Annotated in this window: 18 protein-coding genes; 8 read left to right on the top strand and 10 right to left on the bottom strand. The window is 68.5% G+C overall.

Annotated features, from left to right (window positions below):
* Nucleotides 1–4: 4 nt before the first annotated feature.
* The 5 genes from BUR28_RS09920 to BUR28_RS09900 are packed head-to-tail and all read right to left on the bottom strand — an operon-like array spanning nt 5 to nt 5,549.
* Nucleotides 5–745 carry a glucose 1-dehydrogenase gene (locus BUR28_RS09920; protein ID WP_074219971.1) on the bottom strand — a complete coding sequence of 247 codons (741 nt, stop codon included), beginning with the start codon at nt 743–745 and terminating at the stop codon, nt 5–7.
* Between the two features lie 13 nt (nt 746–758).
* The gene (locus BUR28_RS09915) at nt 759–2,222 is read right to left on the bottom strand and encodes an aldehyde dehydrogenase family protein (protein WP_074219970.1); all 1,464 of its coding nucleotides are present in this window, start codon (nt 2,220–2,222) and stop codon (nt 759–761) included.
* Nucleotides 2,219–3,790 carry an ABC transporter ATP-binding protein gene (locus BUR28_RS09910; protein ID WP_074219969.1) on the bottom strand — a complete coding sequence of 524 codons (1,572 nt, stop codon included), beginning with the start codon at nt 3,788–3,790 and terminating at the stop codon, nt 2,219–2,221. The genes BUR28_RS09915 and BUR28_RS09910 overlap by 4 nt, the downstream gene beginning before the upstream one ends.
* Nucleotides 3,787–4,608: an ABC transporter permease gene (locus tag BUR28_RS09905; protein WP_074219968.1), complete on the bottom strand. Its 822-nt coding sequence runs from the start codon at nt 4,606–4,608 to the stop codon at nt 3,787–3,789. Before BUR28_RS09905 ends, BUR28_RS09910 begins: the two co-directional genes overlap by 4 nt.
* Nucleotides 4,605–5,549, bottom strand: a complete 945-nt coding sequence (locus tag BUR28_RS09900; RefSeq protein ID WP_074219967.1) for an ABC transporter permease — start codon at nt 5,547–5,549, stop codon at nt 4,605–4,607. The genes BUR28_RS09905 and BUR28_RS09900 overlap by 4 nt, the downstream gene beginning before the upstream one ends.
* Nucleotides 5,550–5,759: 210 nt before the next feature.
* Between BUR28_RS09900 and BUR28_RS09895 the strand changes: the two genes are divergently transcribed.
* Together BUR28_RS09895 and BUR28_RS09890 are read left to right on the top strand one after the other, a co-directional pair.
* Nucleotides 5,760–6,965 (top strand): M24 family metallopeptidase, encoded by a 1,206-nt coding sequence (locus BUR28_RS09895; protein WP_074219966.1) that lies wholly within the window; start codon nt 5,760–5,762, stop codon nt 6,963–6,965.
* A gap of 108 nt (nt 6,966–7,073) precedes the next feature.
* Nucleotides 7,074–7,628: an HD domain-containing protein gene (locus BUR28_RS09890; protein WP_074219965.1), complete on the top strand. Its 555-nt coding sequence runs from the start codon at nt 7,074–7,076 to the stop codon at nt 7,626–7,628.
* Here BUR28_RS09890 and BUR28_RS09885 read toward each other — a convergent pair.
* The gene (locus BUR28_RS09885) at nt 7,613–9,082 is read right to left on the bottom strand and encodes an ABC transporter substrate-binding protein (RefSeq protein ID WP_074219964.1); all 1,470 of its coding nucleotides are present in this window, start codon (nt 9,080–9,082) and stop codon (nt 7,613–7,615) included. The two genes, BUR28_RS09890 and BUR28_RS09885, sit on opposite strands and share 16 nt — an antisense overlap.
* A 152-nt stretch (nt 9,083–9,234) precedes the next feature.
* Here BUR28_RS09885 and panB point away from each other — a divergent pair, with 152 nt between their 5' ends.
* Together panB and panC are read left to right on the top strand one after the other, a co-directional pair.
* Nucleotides 9,235–10,053, top strand: a complete 819-nt coding sequence (panB, locus tag BUR28_RS20400; RefSeq protein ID WP_074219963.1) for a 3-methyl-2-oxobutanoate hydroxymethyltransferase — start codon at nt 9,235–9,237, stop codon at nt 10,051–10,053.
* Nucleotides 10,050–10,925, top strand: coding sequence for a pantoate--beta-alanine ligase (panC, locus tag BUR28_RS20395; RefSeq protein WP_074219962.1), 876 nt, complete (start codon nt 10,050–10,052; stop codon nt 10,923–10,925). Before panB ends, panC begins: the two co-directional genes overlap by 4 nt.
* An 11-nt stretch (nt 10,926–10,936) precedes the next feature.
* On the opposite strand, the gene BUR28_RS09870 is transcribed toward panC, so the two are convergent.
* Nucleotides 10,937–12,229, bottom strand: a complete 1,293-nt coding sequence (locus tag BUR28_RS09870; RefSeq protein WP_074219961.1) for an acetylornithine deacetylase/succinyl-diaminopimelate desuccinylase family protein — start codon at nt 12,227–12,229, stop codon at nt 10,937–10,939.
* Between the two features lie 155 nt (nt 12,230–12,384).
* Here BUR28_RS09870 and BUR28_RS09865 point away from each other — a divergent pair, with 155 nt between their 5' ends.
* Complete coding sequence (locus tag BUR28_RS09865; protein ID WP_074219960.1) at nt 12,385–12,651, top strand: hypothetical protein; 267 nt, start codon at nt 12,385–12,387, stop codon at nt 12,649–12,651.
* 7 nt (nt 12,652–12,658) lie between these two features.
* Entirely contained in the window at nt 12,659–13,291 is a 633-nt protein-coding gene (locus tag BUR28_RS09860) for a DUF1523 family protein (RefSeq protein ID WP_074219959.1), read from the top strand.
* A gap of 1 nt (nt 13,292) precedes the next feature.
* On the opposite strand, the gene BUR28_RS09855 is transcribed toward BUR28_RS09860, so the two are convergent.
* From BUR28_RS09855 to BUR28_RS09845, 3 genes are all read right to left on the bottom strand, one after another.
* Nucleotides 13,293–15,656, bottom strand: coding sequence for an aldehyde dehydrogenase family protein (locus BUR28_RS09855; RefSeq protein WP_074219958.1), 2,364 nt, complete (start codon nt 15,654–15,656; stop codon nt 13,293–13,295).
* A gap of 5 nt (nt 15,657–15,661) precedes the next feature.
* The gene (deoC, locus tag BUR28_RS09850) at nt 15,662–16,663 is read right to left on the bottom strand and encodes a deoxyribose-phosphate aldolase (RefSeq protein ID WP_074219957.1); all 1,002 of its coding nucleotides are present in this window, start codon (nt 16,661–16,663) and stop codon (nt 15,662–15,664) included.
* A gap of 81 nt (nt 16,664–16,744) precedes the next feature.
* Nucleotides 16,745–17,116: a hypothetical protein gene (locus tag BUR28_RS09845; RefSeq protein ID WP_139307548.1), complete on the bottom strand. Its 372-nt coding sequence runs from the start codon at nt 17,114–17,116 to the stop codon at nt 16,745–16,747.
* Between the two features lie 278 nt (nt 17,117–17,394).
* Here BUR28_RS09845 and BUR28_RS09840 point away from each other — a divergent pair, with 278 nt between their 5' ends.
* Both BUR28_RS09840 and BUR28_RS09835 read left to right on the top strand, forming a co-directional pair.
* Nucleotides 17,395–18,372 carry an efflux RND transporter periplasmic adaptor subunit gene (locus BUR28_RS09840; RefSeq protein WP_074219955.1) on the top strand — a complete coding sequence of 326 codons (978 nt, stop codon included), beginning with the start codon at nt 17,395–17,397 and terminating at the stop codon, nt 18,370–18,372.
* Nucleotides 18,365–21,586 (top strand): efflux RND transporter permease subunit, encoded by a 3,222-nt coding sequence (locus BUR28_RS09835; protein WP_074219954.1) that lies wholly within the window; start codon nt 18,365–18,367, stop codon nt 21,584–21,586. Before BUR28_RS09840 ends, BUR28_RS09835 begins: the two co-directional genes overlap by 8 nt.
* Nucleotides 21,587–22,060 lie beyond the last annotated feature (474 nt).

The raw sequence follows: 22,060 nt of genomic DNA, 5'->3' as shown, positions 1-22,060 counted from the left end.
GCCCTCAGATGCAGCGCCCGCCATCGACTTCCATCGCCACCCCGGTGATCATCGCCGCGTCGTCCGAACACAGGAAACAGGCCGCATTGCCCAGGTCCTCGGGCGTCGAGAGCCGGCCCAGCGGGATCGTCGCCAGAAATTTCGTCCGCATCTCGGGCGTGTCCTCGCCGAGAAAGCTCTTCAGCAGTGGCGTCTCGCCCGCCACGGGACACAGGGCGTTGACCCGTACCCCCGAAGGCGCCAACTCCACCGCCATCGTCTTGGTCGCAGTGATCATCCAGCCCTTGGAGGCATTGTACCAGTTCAGCCGGGGCCGCGGCGACAGGCCGGCCGTCGAGGCCACGTTCAGGATCGCCCCCGCGCCGGTCGCCTTCATGTGCGGCACAAGGTGGCGCGCGGTCAGGAAGACCGACTTGGCGTTGACCGCCAGCACCCGGTCGAACTCCGCCTCGGGAACCTCCTCCATCGGCTTGGGCAAGTGGGTGATCCCGGCATTATTGACCAGGATGTCGAGCCGACTGAACTCTGCCAGCGCCGCGCGCGCCATGCCGCCCACCGATGCGTCATCGGCCACATCCACCGCCCGGGCTATCCCGCTGACCTCGTCCGCGACGGCAGCCGCGGCATCCGCGTCGATATCGGCCACCATCACCCGCGCGCCTTCGGCCGCGAATTTCCGCGCGATCCCCGCGCCGAAGCCCGAGCCGCCGCCCGTCACGATCGCCGTCTTGCCCTCAAGTCGCATCGTTTTTCCTCCCTCAGCCATGCCGCGCGGCCACCGTCTTGACCGTCGAGAACCCGTAAAGCGCCTCGAAGCCCTTCTCGCGGCCATGCCCGGACAGCCCGGTGCCGCCGAAGGGCAGTTCCACCCCGCCCCCCGCGCCGTAATTATTGATGAACACCTGCCCGGCCCGCAGGGCGCGCGCCAGCCGCATCTGCCGCCCGCCATCCCGCGACCAGACCGAGGCGACGAGGCCGTAGCCGGTGCCGTTGGCGATCTCGACGGCCTCGTCTTCGTCCGCGAAGGGGATCACCACCTGCACCGGGCCGAAGATCTCGTCCTGCGCGAGCCCGTGGTCCGGCGGCACCTGCGCCATCAGCCGCGGTGCCACGTAGTGCCCGCCGGCGGGCACGTCGCCGAGGACGGTGCCCTCGGCCGCCGTCTCCAGGTCGGCACCCTTGGCCAGAAATCCCTCGACGACCTCCTTCTGGCGGGCCGAGATCAGCGGGCCGACATCTAGATCGTCGAGCGCCTGGCCGACCTTCAGCGCGCGATAACGCTCGGCCATGCGGGCCAGCACCGCGTTGTAGACGGGCCGCTCCACCAGGATGCGCGACGAGGCCGAGCAGGTCTGGCCCGCGTTCTGGATGCCCGCGTTGACAAGGAAAGGCAGGGCGGCGTCGAGGTCGGCATCGGCAAACACCACCTGCGGGGATTTCCCGCCGAGTTCCAGCGTGACCGGCACCACGTTCTGCGCGGCCGCCGCCTGCACCAGCCGGCCGACCTCCAGCGAACCGGTAAAGCTGATATGGTTGACGCCCGGATGGGCGGTCAGCGCCGCCCCCGCCTCTTCGCCGAGGCCCGGCACCACGTTCAGCGCGCCGGGCGGCAGCCCCGCCTCTTCGGCCAGCTTGGCAAAGGCGAGTGCTGTAAGGCAGGCCTCTTCGGCGGGTTTCAGCACGCAGGCATTTCCCATGGCCAGCGCCGCCCCGACCGACCGGCCGATGATTTGCATCGGGTAGTTCCACGGTATGATGTGGCCGGTCACGCCATGGGGTTCGCGCAAGGTATAGACGGTGTAGCCTTCGAGATAGGGGATGGTCTCGCCCATCACCTTGTCGGCGGCGCCGCCGTAGAATTCCATGTAACGGGCCAGCGCCATCGCATCGGCCCGCGCCTGGGTCCGCGGCTTGCCCACGTCGGTGGCCTCGAGTCCCGCCAGCTCATCGGCCCGGCCGCGCACGAACTGCCCGATTCGGGCCAGCACCCGGCCCCGCTCGGCCGCCGTCGCCCGGCCCCAGGCGCCACGGCGGGCGTTTTCGGCGGCTGCGACGGCGGCGTCGATATCGGCGGCCCGGCCCTTGGCGATCCGGCCGATTTCCGCGCCGGTCGAGGGGTTCTCGACGGGCAGGCTCTCGTCGCCCACGGGCGGGGTCCAGTGCCCGGCGATGAAACAGCGGTCGGTGGGAAACCACAGGTCGCGGATCAACTCGGCGGTCATGCGGGCACCTCCAGTTCGGGCGCTGCGGCCATCAATTCCTTGGTATAGGGATGGTCGGGCGCGCACAGCACCTTTTCGGTCGGGCCTTCCTCGACGATCCGCCCAGCGCGCATCACCAGCACCCGGTCGGTGATCGCGCGCACCACGTGCAGATCGTGGCTGATGAACAGGTAGGAGAGGGCGAAGCGCGCGCGCAGGTCGGCCAGCAGATCGAGGATCTGCGCGCGAACGCGGACATCCAGCGCCGACACCGCCTCGTCCAGCACGATCAGCTCGGGCCGGGTGATCAGGGCGCGCGCGATGGCGATGCGCTGGCGCTGGCCGCCAGAGAACTCGTGGATGAACTTGTGCCGGTCGTCAGGGGACAGGCCGACCGAGTTGAGCGCCTCGGCGATACGGGCGTCGGCATCGGCCGGGCGCCCGGTCAGGTGGAAAGGTTCGGCGATCAGGCGGCCGACCCGGTGGCGGGGATTGAAGCTGCCGTAAGGGTCCTGGAACACGACGTTCATCTTGCGGCGCAGGGTTGCGGGCGTATGTTCGCCGGCCTTGACCGCGTGCCCGTCCAGCCGGATTTCACCCCCCTGAAGCGGGTCGAGCCCCAGGATCGCGCGGGTCAGCGTGGACTTGCCGCAGCCCGATTCCCCCACCAGCCCGACGCTTTCGCCCCGCGCGATGTCGAAGCTGACGCCATTGACTGCGCGGAAGGGCGGCGGACGCTGGAACAACCCGCTGCGCGGCAAGGGATAGTCGCGGATTGCGGCGCGAACCTGCAAGAGCGCGCCGTCCGTCGGCGCGGACCGCGCCTCGGGGTGGTGCGACGAGGCCTCGAATAGCGCGCGCGTATAGGGGTGGCGGCGGTCGCGGAGCAGCTCGGCGGTCGGCCCCTGTTCGACGATTTCACCGTCGCGCATCACCGCCAGATGGTCGGCCATCCCCGAAACCACGGCTAGATCATGGGTGATCAGCATCAGTCCCATGCCCTCTTCGGCGACCAGTCCCTTCAGCAAGTCGAGAATCTGCGCCTGCGTGGTGACGTCGAGTGCGGTGGTGGGCTCGTCCGCGATCAGCAGTTGCGGGCGCAGCGCGATGGCCATGGCGATGCAGACGCGCTGGCGCTGGCCGCCCGAGAGTTCATGCGGGTAGCGGCGCAGCGCAAAGCGGGCGGCGGGCAGGCCCACGCGGTCGAGCCGCGTGCGCGCCGCGCGCAGGGCCTCGCCGCGCGAGGCCGCGCCGTGGATCACCAGCGTTTCCGCCACCTGGTCGCCGATGGTCTGCACCGGGTTCAGCGCGGTCATCGGCTCCTGGAAGATCATGCCGAGCTGCCGGCCACGGATGTCGCACATCTCTGCCTCGGGGAGCATCAGCAGGTCGGTCCCGTCGAGCCGCACCCGGCCCGTCGCCCCCGCCCCTTGCGGCAAGAGCCCCATCAGCGCCAGCGCCGTCATCGACTTGCCCGACCCGCTCTCGCCCACCAGCCCGACGATCTGCCCGCGCGCGATTCCGAGCGAGACGCCCTGCAGGATCGGCGCGCCGTGGATCGTCACCGAGAGATCGTCCAGCGCGATCACCGTGCCGCCCTCCGAAGCCGCGGGTCCAGCGCGTCGCGCAAGCCGTCGCCCATCAGGTTCAGACCCAGCACCATCAGCACGATGCACAGCCCCGGCAGGATGGCGAGGGCGGGCGCGGTGTAGATCATGGTCTGCGCCTCGGCCAGCATCCGGCCCCAGCTCGTGCCCGGAGGCTGCGCGCCGAGGCCCACATAGGAGAGCCCCGCCTCGGCCAGGATGCCCAGCGAGAACTGGATCGAGCCCTGCACGATCAAGAGGTTCGCGATGTTGGGCAGGATGTGCTCCACGCTGATCCGCGCCCCGCCCTTGCCTGCCACGCGGGCCGCGAGGATGTAATCCAAGCTCCACAGGCTGAGCGCCGCGCCGCGGGTGACGCGGGCGAAGACGGGGATGTTGAAGATGCCGATGGCGATGATCGCGTTCACCGCCGAGGGGCCGAGAACGGCCGTGATCAGGATCGCGATGACCAGCGCCGGAAAGGCGAAGATCAGGTCGTTCATCCGCATCACCAGCTCGTCCAGCACGCCGCCCCGGTTGGCCGCCGCCAATAGCCCCAGTGGCACGCCCGCGCCCATCCCGATGCCCACCGCCACCAGCGCCACGGCGATCGAGGACCGCGCGCCCACCATCAGCATCGACAACAGGTCGCGCCCGAACTGATCGGTGCCCAGGGCGTAGGGGCCGCCCGGGGGGCTTAGCCGGTCGGCGATGTTCAGCACGGCCACGTCATGGGGCACCCAGACCAGCGACACAGCCGCGGCCAGCAGGAACACCGCCGACAGCGCGCCCCCCGCGATCAGCCGCGCCCGCCCGCTCATCGCCGCCTCAGGCGCGGGTCGACCGCGGCATAGGCGAGGTCCACGAGGAAGGTTACCAGAATCACTGCGAAGACCAGCAGCATGACTACGCTTTCCACCACGATCAGGTCGCGCTGGGTGATCGCCTGGAAGATCAGCCGCCCGAGGCCCGGCAGGAAGAACACGTTCTCGATGATGATGGCGCCCGCGATCAGGAACGAGAATTGCAGCCCGAGGATGGTCAGCACTGGGATCAGCGCGTTGCGGAACGCATGACGTCGGATCGCTTGGCCGCGGCTCAGACCCTTGGCCCGCGCGCTGCGGATATAGTCCTGGCCCAGCGTCTCGATCAGCGCCGAGCGCATAACGCGTGCGAGGATTGCGGCCTGCGGCAGGGCCAGCGCCACCGCCGGCAGGGTCAGCGCCTTGAGGCCGGGCAAGAGGCCCGCCTCCCAGCCGGGGAAGCCACCTGCGGAGAACCAGTTGAGATTCACCGCGAAAACCAGCACCAGCAGCATCGCGAACCAGAAATTCGGCACCGCGATGCCCAGCTGCGTCGCCCCCATCACGCCGAAATCCACTGGCCCGCCCCGCCGCGCCGCGGCCCAGAGCCCTACGGGCAGGGCGATCAGCGTGGACAGCGTCAGCGCGTAAGCCGCCAGGGGCAACGACACCCATAGCCGCTGCGCCACGAGGTCCGCCACCGGCACGCGGTAGGTGTAGGACTGGCCGAAATCGCCGGTCAGCATGCCGCCCACCCAGTCGAGATACCGGGTCAGCGGCGAGCCGGTCAGGCCCAGATCGTCCCTGAGCGCCGCGACGGCGGACGGGTCGGCGTTCAGCCCCAGCATGTAGGACGCCGGATCGCCCGGGATCACCTCGATCACGGTGAAGATCACGACGCTCGCGGCGAGCAGGCTGAGTCCGAGCGACAGAAGGCGCCTGAAAGCGTAACGCAGCATGGGGCGAGCCTAGGCAAGCGCCCCGCCTCGCGCCAGAGGATTTGCCCGCTTGCCGGGCCGCGCGTTTGGCGTAATATCCCGCGCGGGCCGCGTGGCGATGGCGTCGCCGCGGGGGTAAGCGCCCCCATGGCCCGGGCACCCCGCCCTGTCTCCTGAACGCCGGGACCCCACTTGGCTCGGCCGCCCCGGGCCGACCGCTCGGAGGTTTCGATGACCCGACCCGACTTTTTCCGCTTTCACAACGGAGACAAGGCCACGCTGCCCTTCGCGGCTGAGGAATACGACACCCGCCTGATGGGCCTGCGCTCCGCGATGGATGCCGTGGGCGCAGAGGTGGCGGTGCTGACCTCGATGCAGACCGTCGCCTATTACTCGGGCTTTCTCTATTGCAGTTTCGGCCGGCCCTATGGGCTGGTGGTCACGGCCTCCGAGGCCGTGACGATCAGCGCGGGAATCGACGCGGGCCAGCCCTGGCGGCGATGCGCGACCGACAACATCACTTATACCGACTGGGCGCGCGACAATTACTGGCGTGCGGTGGCCCATGTGGCCGGGCAGGGACGCGCCGTCGGCTACGAGAGCGACCACCTGACGCTGGCGCAGAAGGCGAAGCTCGACGCCTTTCTGGCGCCGCGCGAGACCGTGGACATTGCCCCCGCCACGATGCAGCAGCGGATGCGCAAGAGTCCGGCCGAGTTGGAACTGATCCTGGCGGGCGCGCAGGTGGCGGATGTGGGCGGCTACGCGATCCGCGAGGCGGTGCGCGAGGGCACGCGCGAGATCGACGTGGCGATGGCCGGGCGCGACGCGATGGACCTGGAGATCGCGCGCCGCTTTCCCGATGCCGAATACCGCGACACATGGGTCTGGTTCCAGTCGGGGCTGAACACCGATGGCGCGCACAACCCGGTGACCGCGCGGGCGTTGCAGCGCGGCGACATCCTGTCGCTCAACACCTTCCCGATGATCTCGGGCTATTACACCGCGCTGGAACGCACGATGTTCGTGGCCGAGGTGGACGCGGCCAGCCTGGAATTCTGGGAGGCGAACGTTGCCGCCCATGAATACGGCATGTCGCTGCTCAAGCCGGGCGTCACCTGCGCCGAGGTGACCCACGCCATCAACGCTTTCCTCGCCGAGCGCGGCCTGCTGCAATACCGCAGCTTCGGCTATGGCCACAGCTTCGGTGTGCTGTCGCACTACTACGGCCGCGAGGCGGGGCTGGAACTGCGCGAGGATGTCGACACGGTGCTGGAACCCGGCATGGTGATCTCGATGGAGCCGATGCTGACGATTCCCGAGGGCCAGCCCGGCGCGGGCGGCTACCGTGAGCACGATATCCTGATCGTAACCGCGGAGGGTGCGGAGAACATTACCGATTATCCCTACGGTCCGGGGTTCAACGTCGTCGGCTGAGCGGGGGCGCGGCCGCGGCGTTGCGTTTCGGGGCAGCCCGGGCTACTCTTTCAATGTGCTGGCCCTGCTTAGTGCCGTGCATCCCCGAAAACCCGAAGGAGAGACGCCATGACCGATCTGGTCGGGGCGGCCCGCGCATTTGCGGAGGATCGCCACCGCGATCAGCGCCGCAAGGATGCCGGGGCCAGCCCCTATGTCACCCACGTCGCCGAGGTCGCCGCCTTGACAGAGGGTTTCGGTGGCGGGGTGGTCGAGATTGCCGCCGCCTGGCTGCACGACACGGTGGAGGATTGCCCGCCGACGAGCCACGACGAGCTTGCCGCGGCGTTCGGTGCCGAGGTGGCGGCCATCGTGGGGGCGTTGACCGACGACAAGTCTCTGCCCAAGGCCGAGCGCAAGCGAATGCAGGTGGTGAACGCGCCAAGCAAAAGCTCCGGCGCGGCGCTGGTGAAAATTTGCGACAAGATCAGCAACTGCCGGGCCGTGGCTGAGACCCCGCCGGTGACCTGGAGCGTGGCACGCCGCCTTGCCTATCTCGACTGGTCGGTCGAGGTGGTGACGGTGCTGCCGCCGCATCATCCGGCGGCGAGGGCGCATTTCGACGGCGTGATCCGCGCCGCGCGGGCACGGATCGCGGTGGAGGCGGATCACTCGGTCCAGTAAACGCCGGTCAGGTCGTTGGCCTGGGTCGGCGCGTTCTCCCACAATCCCTCGATCCCGGCGTTGGCGACGCCGGTCTTGGCAAGCTGGAACAGGAAGCCGTTGACGTAGTCCTCGGCGATCATGCGCTGCGCGTCCTTCAGGATATCCGATCGCGCGGCGGCGTCGGTCGTGCTTGTCAAGTTCTCCATCGACGCTGCGAAGTCGGGACCGCCATACTGGAAGTAGTAGTCGGGCCGGGCATAGATGTTGATGTCCATGGGCTCGGTATGGCTGACGATGGTCAGGTCGAAATCGCGGCCCGTGAACACCTGTTCCAGCCACTGTGCCCATTCCAGGTTGGTGATCTCGGTCTCGATGCCGACGGCGCGAAGCTGTGCGGCGACGATCTCGCCGCCGCGCCGGGCATAGGAGGGCGGCGGGAGTGCCAGGCGCAGCGTCAGATCGGTCTGACCCGCCTCTTCCAGCAGCGTCTTCGCCCGCGCCGGGTCATGCGCCGAAAGCTCGGTGAGATCGACGTAGTCGGGGTGGTGCGGTGGGAAGTGCGTACCGATGGGCGTGCCGTAGCCGAACATCGCGCCGTCGATGATATCCTGGCGGCTGATCGCGTGCGCGATGGCTTCGCGCACCCGCACGTCGTCAAGCGGGGCCTGCGCATTGTTCATCGCCAGTATCGTCTCACCTTCGGTCGAGCCCACGATCACCTCGAACCGCGGGTCGGCCTCGAATTGCGAGAGCGTCTCGGGCGCGGGGAAGTTGGGAAAGGCGTCCACGTCGCCGGCCATCATCGCGGCGAAAGCCGCGTTGGGGTCCGAGATGAACTTGAACGTCGCCGACGCCAGCGCCGGCGTCGCGCCCCAGTAGTCGGAGTTGCGCACGATTTCGATCCGGTCGCCCTGCGCCCAGCGGTCGAACCTGAACGGGCCGGTGCCAACGGGTGCGGTCGCGAGACTGTCGACCGTTTCGGGCGCGACGATTACAGCGTCGCCCCAGGCCATGTTGAAGGGGAAATTGCCGTCAGGCGCCGACAGCGTGACCCGCACGGTCAGCGGGTCCACCACCTCGACGTTTTCGATCCCGGCGAACAGCGCCTTCTGCGCATTGGTCGACTCTGCGGCCCGCGCACGGTCGAGGGTGAACTTGACGTCCTCGGCATCCATCGCGCTGCCGTCGTGAAAGGTCACGCCGTCGTGCAGGCGGAACGTGTAGACGGTGGCGTTCTCGTTCGCCTCCCAGCTTTTCGCCAGCCCCGGCACGATGGAGCCGTCTGGGGCGAAGCGGGTTAGCCCCTCGAAGATGTTGGCATAGACCACCTCGTCGATGGCGGCCGCGGCGCCTCCGGTGGGGTCGAGGTTCGGCGGCTCCAGCACCATGCCGATGGTGATCGTGTCCTCTGCGGCGAGAGCCTGGCCGGCGCCGAGCGCGAGGCAGAGGGCGGCGGTCGGAACGAGGCGCATTCTGCGGTCTCCCTTGCAACTCATGCCCCCATCTCACGGCCCCGGGCGGCCAAAGGCAAGGGCCGCGGCGTGGCTACGGAGCCGCAGCGGGTGGATTCTGCGTCGCAGCATTGTATAACCGCGCAGCCCGGGAACAGTCGAGGGAGGAGAGAATGAGCGCAACCGGACAGGCCCGCCGGATCACGCCCACTGCCTTCAGGTCGCGGAAAGGCGAGACGCCGCTGGTCTGCCTGACCGCCTATACCACGCCGGTCGCACGCCTGGTCGATCCGGAATGCGACCTCGTGCTGGTGGGCGACAGCGTGGGCATGGTCTTGCACGGGCTGCCCTCCACGCTCGGCGTGACGATGGAGATGATGATCCTGCACGGACAGGCGGTGGCGCGCGGGCTGGAGCGCGCCCTGATGGTCGTCGACATGCCCTTTGGCAGCTACGAGGAAAGCCCCGAACAGGCGTTCCGCAACGCCGCGCGGTTGATGGCCGAGACCGGGGCAGGGGCCGTCAAGCTGGAGGGCGGCGTCGCGATGGCCGATACAATCCGGTTCCTGACCGCCCGCTCGATCCCCGTGATGGCCCATGTCGGGCTGACGCCGCAGGCGATCAACGCGCTGGGCGGCTACAAGGTGCAGGGGCGCGGCGCGGATGCGGCGCGGGTCACGGCCGACGCCCGCGCGGTGGCCGAGGCCGGGGCGTTTTCCGTCGTGCTGGAGAAGGTGCCTGCGGCGCTGGCCGACCGGATCACGGCGGAGGTGCCGATTCCCACCATCGGGATCGGCGCGTCGGCGGGCTGCGACGGGCAGGTTCTGGTGGTCGACGACATGCTGGGCCTGTTTGCCGAGTTCAAACCGAAATTCGCCAAACGGTACGCCGAATTGGGGCGGGACGCGCGCGCCGCCATTGCCGCCTATGCCGAAGAGGTCCGCGCCCGCCGTTTCCCCGCGCCCGAGCACGTGTTCGGAGACAGCCAGTGACCGCGCCCATCGTGCGACGGCTGGCGGAACTGCGCGCCCTGACCGCGCGTTGGCGTGCCGAGGGCGCGCGCATCGGCGTGGTGCCCACGATGGGCGCGCTGCACGCGGGGCACCTCAGCCTTGTCGAGGCCGCCAAGGCCGGCGCCGACCGGGTGATCGTCACGATCTTCGTCAACCCCAGGCAGTTCAACAATCCCGACGATCTGGCGAACTATCCCCGAACCGAGGGGAGCGATGCCGCAAAACTCGCGCCCTTCGCGGTCGATGCGATCTATGTGCCCGCGCCCGACCAGGTATATCCCGAGGGATTCGCCACCACAGTCTCGGTCTCCGGCGTCAGCGAAGGGTTGTGCGGCGCGCACCGGCCGGGCCATTTCGACGGCGTGGCGACCGTCGTGACCAAGCTGTTGCTGCAAACCCAGGCCGACCGGGCCTATTTCGGCGAGAAGGATTTCCAGCAGCTGATGGTGGTCCGGCGGCTGGTGCGGGACCTGGGCATTCCCGTGGAGATCGTCGGATGCCCCACGGTGCGAGAGCCCGATGGTCTGGCCCTGTCCTCTCGCAACGTGCGGCTGGGGCACACGGCGCGGGCCAAGGCCCCGGCGCTCTTTGCGGCACTGACGCGGGCGGTGAAGGAGATGTCCGAAGGTGCCCCGGTGGGACAGGCCCTGGGCGAGGCGCGGGCGGCAGTGCTGGCGGGCGGTTATTCGGACGTCGAGTACCTGGAGTTCCGGTCGGCGGCGACTCTGGCGCCGCTGCAGGCGCTGTCCGAGCCCGCGCGCCTCCTGGTGGCGGCGCATCTTGACGGGGTTCGGCTGATCGACAACGTGCCGGCGGTACCGCAACGCGCCGCAGCCTTTGCGCCGTCGTGACGTTTTCGGGATTAGCTGCTCTTCAGCAGCAATTCCCTGAGCGTCAAGGCCATGACCCGCGCCGAATCAACCATGTCGTCGATGCCTACCCATTCGTCGGGCTTGTGGGCGAGTTCGAGGATGCCGGGTCCGTAGGCGATGCAGTTCTTCAGCCGACCGATCCGGTCGATGTGCTTCTGGTCGTAGGTTCCCGGCGAGACGACGTATTCGGGTTGGCGCCCAAGCACCCGCAAAATGGCCTCGGCGACGGTGGTCACCACCGGCGCGTTCGCGTCCGTCATCGTGGGCGGCACCTCGAACAGCTCGCGGATTTCGTAGGCAAAGCCAGGGCGGCGGGCCTTCACGCGCTCCATCAACTCGGTCACCTCCCGCTTCACCTCGGCGATGTCCTCTTCGATGAGAAAGCGCCGGTCGAGGGTGATGCGGCACCGGTCGGGCACGCAGGGCGCGGGCAGGCCGTTGTAGTCCGCCGTCTGCTCGGGCTCGCCGCCATGGATCGCGTTGATGTTGAGCGTGGACTGCCGGGCGCCCTCTGGCACCACCGGCATCTCGGTCCGCCTGCCGGCGAGCAGCGGGAACAGCGTCTCCTCCATCTCGGCCAGGACTGCGCCCATGTGCCGCACGGCGCAGTCACCCAGGAACGGCATCGAGCCATGCGCGATGCGCCCGTGGGTTTCGATCTCGGCCCACCAGACGCCGCGATGGCCCAGGCAGATGCGATCCTTGTTGAGCGGTTCGGGGATGATGACGTGCTGTACGCGGCACGGGTCGAACCATCCCTGCTCGGCCAGGTAGGCTACGCCGCCGTAGCCGCCCGACTCTTCGTCGGCGGTGGCGCTGATTTCCACCGCGCCGCGATAGTCGGGGCAGGTCTCGATGAAGGTTTCGGCGGCGATGATGGCCGCCGCGAGCCCGCCTTTCATGTCGCAGGCCCCGCGGCCGTAGACGCGGCCGTGCTTCACCTCGCCTCCGAATGGGTCCACGGTCCAGCCGTGGCCGACCTCGACCACGTCGTGATGGCCGTTGAAATGGACGCAGTCGCCCGGGGCGGCGCCTTCGTGCCGCGCGACCAGGTTCCAGCGCGGGGTCGCATCGCTGTCGGCTGGCGTGCCGGTCGCCCGAACGAGTTCCACGCCAAAGCCGCACGCTGCGAGCCGAGCGGCGAGATAGTCGCAGATTTCCCGGTAGTTGCGGCCCGGCGGGTTCAGCGTCGGGATGCGTACGAGATCCTGCGTCAGCGCGACCAACTCGTCGCGTCGCGCCTCCACCGCCGCTCCCAGCCTTTCCCGCGCCGCGTCGTCCATCGACAGACACTAGCGCGCCGCCAACGCTGCGGCAATCGCGTTGCGGCGTCCGGTCAGGGTGCAAACCGGCCCGCCCGCGCCTATATGGATCTGCGAGCGGCTGAGCCGGGACGCCCTGACCCGCACGCCCGTTTCCAAGGCCGGAAGGTGGCCAGATGATCGCGCTGCTTCGTTTCGTCATTTTCGCGACCGTGGTCCTGACGATCGTCTATGTCAGTGTCTCGCTCTATTCCCGTGCCGTACGTCGGGATAAGCTGGAACGCGAATGGGACGGGGAGATTCGCGAGGGCGACCGCGAGGCCTTTGTCCGCGACGGGTTGAAGGAGTACGACCAGTCGCTTCGGCGCAAGCTGATCCTCGGGGTCTATATCGTGCCGGCCATCGTGATCGGCACGATCATCTACATCGTCAATTACACGTGAGGCTTGGATGTTTTACGTCAAATGGACCTTTCTCGCGGTCATTGCCGCCCTGGTCTTTTCCTTCTTCCACTACACGCTGCCCCAGCGCGACATCGTGCGGATCACCAATACAGAGGTGCGCCGGATCGATTTCGGCGACAACTCGATCTTCTGGGCCGACCCGGCGCCCGGCACGCAGGAGGGGGTGTCGAACCGCGACGTGCATTTCATCGAGGCGTTCCGGCCGAACGGCAAGCCGATCGTTTACCGCAACGAGGATACCGGCTGGGGCTGGCCGCCCTATTTCAAGGTCGATACCGCGAACCTGCAGGCCGAGGCGCGCGACGTCGTCTCGACCAAGGACGACCCGCAATGGGTGATCGTGACCCATTACGGCTGGCGCAACGAGTATCTCTCGATCTATCCCAACGCGGTTTCGGTGCGCCCCGCGGAAGGTCCCGATCAGACCCTGATCCCGTGGTTCAACATCGTCGTGCTGAGTGTCGTGGCGTTGATCGGACTCTGGGTCGCCAAGGTCGTTCTGCGCTTCAAGGAGAAGCGGATCGAGCCCTTGATCGACGACGCCGGCAATTTCATCGAGAATGTCGACGACCGCGCCGAAGGGTTCTGGCGCCGGCTGTTCGGCCGCGGCAACAAGTAGCTCAGGCGCCCCAGGGCACCCAGACCGTCCTGACCTCGGTGGCCGCGCGCAGAAAGGCGCGGCCTTCGCCTTCGTCGCCCGCCCAGTTACGGGCGCGGGCATGGTTGACCCAGGTCCGTTTCAGGTTACCGGCCGCCGCGCGTTCGACTGGGGCAGAGATCGCCGCGGACGAGAACGACCAGACCGCGTCCACGTCGCCATGCGCGGCCAGCGGTTCGGCAAGGTCCGCATGGGCGCCGGTGACGATGTTCACCACCCCGCCCGGCAGGTCCGAGGTATCGAGCACCTGGTAGACGTCGGTAGCCGCCAGCGGGAAAGGGGCCGAGGGTGCCAGCACGACCGAATTGCCCATCGCGACGGCCGGGGCCATCACCGAGATGAGGCCCAGCAGCGGCGCCTCGTCGGGGCAGAGCGCCCCGATCACGCCGACCGGCCTGTTGAAGGCCAATGCCGCGCCGCGTATCGGCACGTCTTTGATGTCGCCCGCATACTTGTCGGCCCAGGCGGCGTAGGTGAAGAGCCGGTCGAGGCTGTGCTCCACCTCCGCTCTGGCAGTCGCCTTCTGCCCGCCGGTCATGGCGTGCAGGCGATCCACGAACTCCGCGGCCCGCGCCGACAGGTTCTCGGCGATGTAGAAGAGGATCTGCGCGCGGTTATGCGCGCTCGCCGCCGCCCAGCCGGGCTGCGCCTTGCGCGCGGCCTCCACGGCGTTGCGAATGTCCTTGCGGTTAGCGAGGCCGACATGGCCCAGCAGGTGTCCGCCGGGGCCGTGCACGGGGCGCGCATAGCCGCCGTCCGGTCGGGTCTGCTTTCCTCCGATATAGAGCTTTGCGGTGCGGTCGAGCGGATCGGCCGGTTCAGGGTCTTCCGCCTTTTCGACAGGGGCGAGCGGTTTCAGCGGCTTCGGCTTGCCCTCCGGGCACAGATACTCCAGCAGCCCTTCCCAGCCGCCCTCGCGCCCGAAGCCGCTTTCGCGCAGGCCGCCGAAGCCCGCCGCCGCGTCGAACATGTTGGACCCGTTCACCCAGATCACCCCCGCCGCGAGCTTCGGCGCCACGTCCAGCGCGGTGTTGATGTTTTCGGACCAGACGCTGGCGGCGAGGCCATAGCGCGTGTCGTTCGCCAGTTGCACGGCCTCGGCGGGCGTGCGGAAGGTGGTCGAGACCAGGACCGGGCCGAAGATCTCCTCCTGCATCAGGCGCGAGGCGGGCGACAGCCCCGTGATCAGCGTCGGCTGGTAGTAGCAGCCGGTTTCGGGCAGCGGCCCGTCGGGCTGGAAAATCTCGCCCTCGCCGGCGCCGACGGCGACCATCTCCTCGATGCGCCTCTGCTGCGCCGGGTCGATGATCGCGCCGATATCGATGCACTTGTCGAGCGGATCGCCAATCCGCAGGCCCGCCATCCGCGCCTTCAGCCGGGCGTGGAACTCGTCCGCGATGCCTTCCTGCACGACCAGCCGCGAGCCCGCGCAGCACACCTGGCCCTGGTTGAACCAGATCGCGTCCACCAGCCCCTCGACCGCCGAGTCGAGATCGGCATCGTCGAAGACGATGTAAGGCGACTTGCCCCCCAGCTCCAGCGTCAGCGCCTTGCCGCTGCCGGCTGTCGCCACGCGGATCTTGCGCCCAACCTCGGTCGAGCCGGTGAAGGCGATCTTGTCGACGTTCTCATGCGCCACGATCATCTCGCCCACCGCCCCGTCGCCGGTGACGATGTTCACCACCCCCTTGGACAGCCCGGCCTCGCGGCAGAGATCGGCAAAGAGCAGAGCGGTCAGGGAGGTCCATTCCGCCGGTTTCAGGACAACCGTGTTGCCGGCGGCGAGGGCCGGGGCGATCTTCCAGGCGAGCATCAGGAACGGGAAGTTCCAGGGGATGATCTGGCCGCAGACCCCGTGCGGCACCTGCCCGGGAACTTCCTTCTCCAGAAGCTGGGCGAGCCCCGCATGGTAATAGAAATGCCGCGCGGCCAGGGGCACGTCGATGTCCCGGCTTTCGCGGATCGGCTTGCCGTTGTCGAGGGTTTCCAGCACCGCGATCAGGCGCGCGTGTTTCTGGATCAGGCGGGCCAGCGCATAAAGGTGACGCGCTCGCGCGTGGCCCGTGAGCCTTGCCCATTTCGGCTGCGCCTTGCGCGCCGCGGCGACGGCGGCGTCCACGTCCGCTTGCGTGGCCTGGCTGACCAGCGCCAGCACCTCGCCGGTCGCCGGGTTCCGGCTCTCGAAAGTCTCTCCCGGTTCGGTAAAGGCGCCGCCTATGAACTGCCCGAACCGGTCGCCCCGGTCGACCAGCCAGGCCAGCGCCTCGGCCGGGCTTTCCGTGGCCGGGCCGTATTCCATGCTGTCCATAAGCTCGGAAACGGTCATGCGCGTTACCCCATCGGATGCCGCCAGGCGGCGGAATAGGCGCCGGTGACGTGATGCTCGATCTGGCGCTCGATATCGCCCAGAAGCGAGGAGGCGCCGAAGCGGAAGAGGTCGGGCCTCAGCCAGCGGTCGCCGAGTTCGTCCTTGATCAGCGCGAGCCATGTCAGCGCGTCCTTGGCCTTGGATATTCCGCCCGCGGGCTTGAACCCGACGCGGTGGCCGGTGGCTGCGTGATAGGCGCGGATCGCGCGGACCATGGTCAGGCCGACCGGAAGGGTCGCGTTCACCGGTTCCTTGCCAGTCGAGGTCTTGATGAAATCCGCGCCCGCCATCATCGCGACGAGGCTGGCCCGCGCGACATTGGTGAGCGTGCCAAGCTCGCCGGTGGCGAGGATCGCCTTCAGATGCGCCGCGCCGCAAGCCGCGCGGAATGCGGCCACCTCGTCGTAAAGCGCCTGCCAATCGCCGGTCAGAACGTGTCGGCGGGAGATCACGATGTCGATCTCGGACGCCCCCGCGGCGACGCTGGCCTCGATCTCGGCCAGCCGCGTGGCGAAGGGCGAGAGGCCCGCCGGGAACCCGGTCGAGACCGCGGCCACCGGCACTCCCGAGCCCTCAAGCGCCGCGACGGCAGGCGCGATCATCTCGTGATAGACGCAGACGGCCCCGGTGGTCAGCCGCTCGACCCCCAACGCGTCCAGCAAATCGGCGCGCACCGGCTGGCGCGCCTTGGCGCAGAGCCGCGCGACACGGCCGCGCGTGTCGTCGCCTGACAGCGTCGTGAGGTCGATCAGGCGCACGGCCCGCAGCAGCCAGGCCGCCTGGTGCGCGCCCTTGACCGAGCGGCGCCCCGGCAGGCCCAGGCAGCGCCGCTCCACCGCGGGCCGGTTGACGCGCGCCTGCCCGATCCAGCCCAGGTCCAGCGGCACGCCCGGATTGCGGGGGTGGCTTACCTGCGGCAGGGCCGCGGCGGGCGGTGCGGGGCTTCGGGTCTCGGTCCGGGGCACGGGGGCAGGGCACCTTTGGGGGTGGCGATCGATCCTTGGTCGCATGCCGCGCGGGCGCTTGGCAAGAATGCGCGCTGCCGATCAGAGCCTCAGGAAATAATCGTCGTGCCGCCGCCAATAGGCGATAAGGTCTGCCGCCCGGACGTTCGGCAGGCCCAGCGTCTGCATCGCGTAGAGGTCCGCGGCCAGCAGGCCCGCCACGCGAAACCCGTGCTCGGCGGCGACGCGCGCCGGGCTGCCCTCGGCGAAGATCGCCTCGATCTGGGCCGAGGCGTTCACGAGCGCGAAAACGAGGGCAAGCGGCGGTTCCTCGGGCCAGCGCGCGACCGCCTTGCGCGCGAACCCGCGCCAGCCGTCCTGCGTCGACAGGAGCGTTTCGAGGGCGAATTCGGTCAGGCTGTCCGGCGTCTCTTCGGCACCGCTGCTGGATTCGCTCTCGGAGGCAACTGACACGGGCGTAACCATCAAACCGAATTACTCTCCTGTCGGAAAACGGGTTTCGGCAGAAAAACTCGTCAAATACCCGTGGCCTGCCTCATCGCGGGAGTCGGCACGCGGGCGTCTCTCGACAATAGGGAGCGGTGCACGCGCGGACAAGCCATTCCGGCAACCTTTAAGCGTCGGCCGTGCTGTGTCTTGCAATGGCTGCCCAGATGCTTCATGCATTCAAAAGATTGCATGTATGGTGTCCGGTGTCGCTGCCGGACCCGCCGTCCCGGAGGTCGGATAGGATGCCGAGGAGTCTGCTTGCCGTTCTGGCCCTGCTCGCCGCGTTGCCCGTTGCGGCCGGGCAACTCACGCTGTCACGCGTCGAGATCACCGAGTGGAAGGCGGTCTACGGTCAGGTAGAGACCCGCGACCGCGTGCCAGCCCGCGCCCGGATCGGGGGCACGCTGGTGGAGTTGAGGGTCACCGAGGGCGACCGCGTCGAGGCGGGGCAGGAAATCGCCCTGGTCGAGGATGACAAGCTCAGCTTCCGGCTGCGCGCCATCGATGCGCAACTCAGGGCGCTGGACACCCAGCTGGAGACCGCGACAACGGATCTCGACCGCGGCGCGGCCCTGCGCGAGCGCGGCGTGATCACCCAGCAACGCCTGGACCAGCTTCGCACTCGCGTCGCCGAGTTGGAGGGCCAGATCGAGTCGACGCGCGCCGAACGGCGGGTGGTCGAGCAGCAGGTGGCGGAAGGTGCGGTGTTGTCGCCGGATACGGGCGTGGTGCTGTCGGTGCCGATTTCGCTCGGCTCGGTCATCACGCCGGGCGAAACGGTGGCCGAGATCGGCGGCGGCGGCGTGTTCCTGCGGCTCGCGATCCCGGAACGCCACGCCACGACGCTGACCGAGGGCGACGAGATCACCCTTGGCGCGGGATCGGGCATGGACGGCCAGACCGGGCGGCTTGCCAAGGTCTATCCCCAGATCGAGGGCGGGCGCGTCGTCGCCGATGTCGAGGTCGACGGCCTGGACGGCCGGTTCGTCGGCCGCCGCGTGCCGGTGCGGCTGCCCGTGGGCACGCGCGCGGCGCTCCTGGTGCCGCCGGACGCTGTTCTGCGCGCAGGGGGACTCGACTTCGTCGCGGTCGCGGGGGAGGGCGGTGCGGTGCGTCGTGCCGTCGTGCCGGGTGGCATCGTGCGCCATGACGGTGCGGAGTGGCGCGAGATCCTTTCGGGCCTGTCCGCCGGTGACACCGTGGTGACCGGTGATGAATGACCCCGCCGATCCCCCCCGCAAGACGCGGCTCGGCCTTGCGGGCCACCTGACGCACGCCTTCATCGCGTCACCGCTCACGCCGCTTTTGCTGCTGGCGGCGCTTGCAGTGGGGCTCATCGCACTGATGAGCCTGCCGCGCGAGGAAGAGCCGCAGATCTCGGTCCCGCTGGTCGACATTCACGTCCGTGCCGATGGGCTCCGGGCGGTCGATGCGGTCAAGCTGGTGACCGAGCCGCTCGAGACCATCGTCAAGGGCATCGACGAGGTCGAACACGTCTACTCGGAAACGCGCGACGACCAGGCGATGGTGACCGCGCGCTTCGAGGTGGGCCTGTCCCAGGACACGGCCATCCTGCGCGTGCGTGACAAGATCCTCGCCAACCTGGACCGCATCCCCGTGGGCATCCCCGAGCCGCTGGTGGTGGGGCGTGGCATCAACGACGTCGCCATCGTCTCGCTGACCTTCGCGCCGGTGCCTCGGCAGGACACGGTCACAGCCGCCGATCTGACCCGTATCGCCCGCGAGGTGGAAACCGAACTGGTCAAGATCGAGGATGTCGGGCTGACCTACCTCGTCGGCGCGACCGAGGAGGCGCTGCGCGTCGCCCCCGACCCCGAGAAGCTGGCCCTATACGGAATCACGCTGCAGCAACTGGCCGGCAAGGTGCAGAGCGCCAATTCCGCGGCGCCGGCGGGCCTGGTGCGCGACGACGGCCAGCAGGTGGGGCTGGTGCTCGGCAAAACGCTGTCCACGCCCGCCGAGATCGGCAACCTGGAACTGACCGCGCGCGACGGGCGCACCGTCTATGTCCGCGACGTGGCGGAGATCGGCGTCGTGACGGATCTCGACGAGCATCACGTCGCGACGGTGCGCATGGCCGCCGATGGCGAGATCACGCGCCGACCCGCGGTCACGCTGGCGCTGGCCAAGCGGGCCGGCGCGAACGCTGTGGTGGTGGCCGAGGAAGTGCTGCACCGTCTGCACGGGATGGAGGGGGGCTTGATCCCCGACTCCGTCGAGGTCGAGATCACGCGCGACTATGGCGAGAGCGCCTCCGAGAAGGCAAACGAACTGCTGTTCCATCTTGGGCTCGCCACCGTGTCCATCGTCGCTCTGGTACTCGTCGCGATCGGCTGGCGCGAGGCGATGGTGGTGGCCATCGTGATCCCTGTCACGATCCTTCTGACGCTCTTCGCCGCTTATTTCATGGGCTACACGCTGAACCGGGTTTCGCTGTTCGCGTTGATCTTCTCCATCGGGATTCTCGTCGACGATGCCATCGTGGTGATCGAGAACATCGCGCGGCACTGGGGCATGATGAAACCGGGGCAAAGCCGCCGCGAGGCCGCGATCGAGGCGGTGGCCGAGGTCGGCAACCCCACCATCGTCGCCACCCTCACCGTCGTCGTGGCGCTCTTGCCGATGCTGTTCGTGAGCGGCCTGATGGGCCCCTACATGAGCCCGATCCCGGCGAACGCGTCGGCGGCGATGATCTTTTCCTTCTTCGTGGCGGTGATGATCACGCCCTGGCTGATGCTGAAGGTCGCCGGGCGCGCGCCGCTGCACGGCGAGGGCGGCCACGGCCATCCGGGCGGCCGACTCGGCCGGATCTACGCCGCCGTGGTGCGGCCCATCCTGTCGCGCAAATGGACCAGCCTCGCCTTTCTCCTGGCGGTGGCCGTGGTGTCCTTCGGCTCGATGGGGGCCTTCTACACCAAACACGTCACCGTCAAGCTCTTGCCCTTCGACAACAAGCCCGAGCTTTCGGTGGTGATCGACCTGCCCGAGGGCGCGTCGGTCGAGGCCACCGACGCGGTGGCGCAGCAGGTGGCCCGCATGGCGCTGGACATGCCCGAGACGGTTTCGGTCCAGACCTATGCCGGCACGGCGCAACCGTTCAACTTCAACGGGCTGGTGCGGCACTACTTCCTGCGGGAAAGCCCGCATCTGGGCGACGTGCAGCTGAACCTGACCGGCAAGGATCACCGGAACCGCACCAGCCATGCGATCGCGCTGGACCTGCGCGAGCGGTTGCACGCCCTCGACCTGCCCGAAGGCACGGTGCTGAAGGTGGTCGAACCTCCGCCTGGCCCGCCGGTGATCGCGACGCTGCTCGCCGAAGTCTATGGCCCCGACGGCGAGACGCGCCGGGCTGTGGCGCGGAAGGTGCGGCAGGCCTTCGAGGAGACGGGGTTCATCGTCGACGTTGATGACAGCTTCGGCACCCAGCCGCGCCGCATCCGCGCTGTCCTCGACCCCGCGGACCTTGCCTACTTCGACGTGCAGGAGGCAGACGCGCTGGAGACTCTGCGGCTGCTCAACGGCACCACGACGGTCGGCTATTCGCATCGTGGCGAGGGGCGCAGGCCGATCCCGATCGTGGTCGGGCGCGACAAGTCCGACCGGGTAATGGACGAGCGCGTGCTCTCGACCCCGGTCCCCGCCAACGCCCTGCCCGGCGGGCGCGGCGTGGTGGAGCTTGGCGACGTGGTGGAGTTGGCCGAGGAGCGGGCGTCCTACCCGATCTTCCGGCACAACGGTCGCTATGCCGAGATGGTGACCGCCGAACTGGCGGGCGAATTCGAGGCGCCGCTCTACGGCATGCTGGCCGTGCAGGAGCGCATCGACGCGATGGACTGGGGCGAGTTGCCCAAGCCCGAGATCAAGCTGCACGGCCAGCCGCTGTCCGAGGCGGATCCCGTGCTGTTGTGGGATGGCGAGTGGGAGGTGACCTACGTGACCTTCCGTGACATGGGCGCGGCCTTCGGCGTGGCGCTGGTGGGAATCTATATCCTCGTGGTGGCGCAGTTCGGCTCGTTCAAGCTGCCGCTCGTGGTGTTGACGCCGGTGCCCCTGACCTTCCTCGGCATCATGCTGGGCCACTGGCTGTTCGATGCGCCCTTCACCGCGACCTCGATGATCGGTTTCATCGCGCTGGCCGGCATCATCGTGCGCAACTCGATCCTCTTGGTCGACTTCATACGCCATGCCGATCCGGGCGGGCAGGTGACGGTGGAGACGCTGGTCGAGGCCGGCGCCACGCGGTTCAAGCCGATCCTGCTTACCGCGCTGGCCGCGATGATCGGGGCCGCGGTGATCCTGGCGGACCCGATCTTCCAGGGGCTGGCGATCTCCCTGTTGTTCGGTCTCGCGTCGTCGACCGCGCTGACGGTGTTGGTGATCCCGGCGATCTACCGCATCCTCAGGACCTGATCGGTTTCGGCTTGGCTGATGCCAAGCCGCCCCCCCCGGGAGTATTTGGAGCCAAGAAGAAGGGCATAATTCCGAAAACGCGGCGTCATTGGGCCGGGCGTCTCGATCTGCCGTGCCGGGAGAATGCGTCGCGAAAGAGGCAGGAAGGGGCGGCGAAGAATGGCGCTTCGCCTCAATCCGGGGGGCGCGGGGCGGCCGGTGATCCGCGCGCGCGGCCTGCCAAGGAGCCGCGTTCGCTGCCAGATGCCGTGCGGCCGCGGGTGGCGGATCCCCCCTGGAACTCGATCATCGGGCGATTGACGGAAGTTCGGCCGGCAACGATCCGGAGAACGGCTTTGACGGGGTGCGCTCGCGCGGGCAAGGTCTGTTCAAAGCTCCGCTCGACCGGAGTCGGCCCTCGTGAAGCGCTTGGATATCATGTCTGTCGTCGCCGAACCGCCACGCTTGACCCGCGGCCGCACATCCAACGGCCCG

This window comes from Rhodovulum sp. ES.010 (genome assembly GCF_900142935.1).
Taxonomy (GTDB): Bacteria; Pseudomonadota; Alphaproteobacteria; order Rhodobacterales; family Rhodobacteraceae; genus Rhodovulum.
Note: the sequence above shows the minus strand (reverse complement) of the source record. Positions and strands in the feature narration are given on the sequence as shown.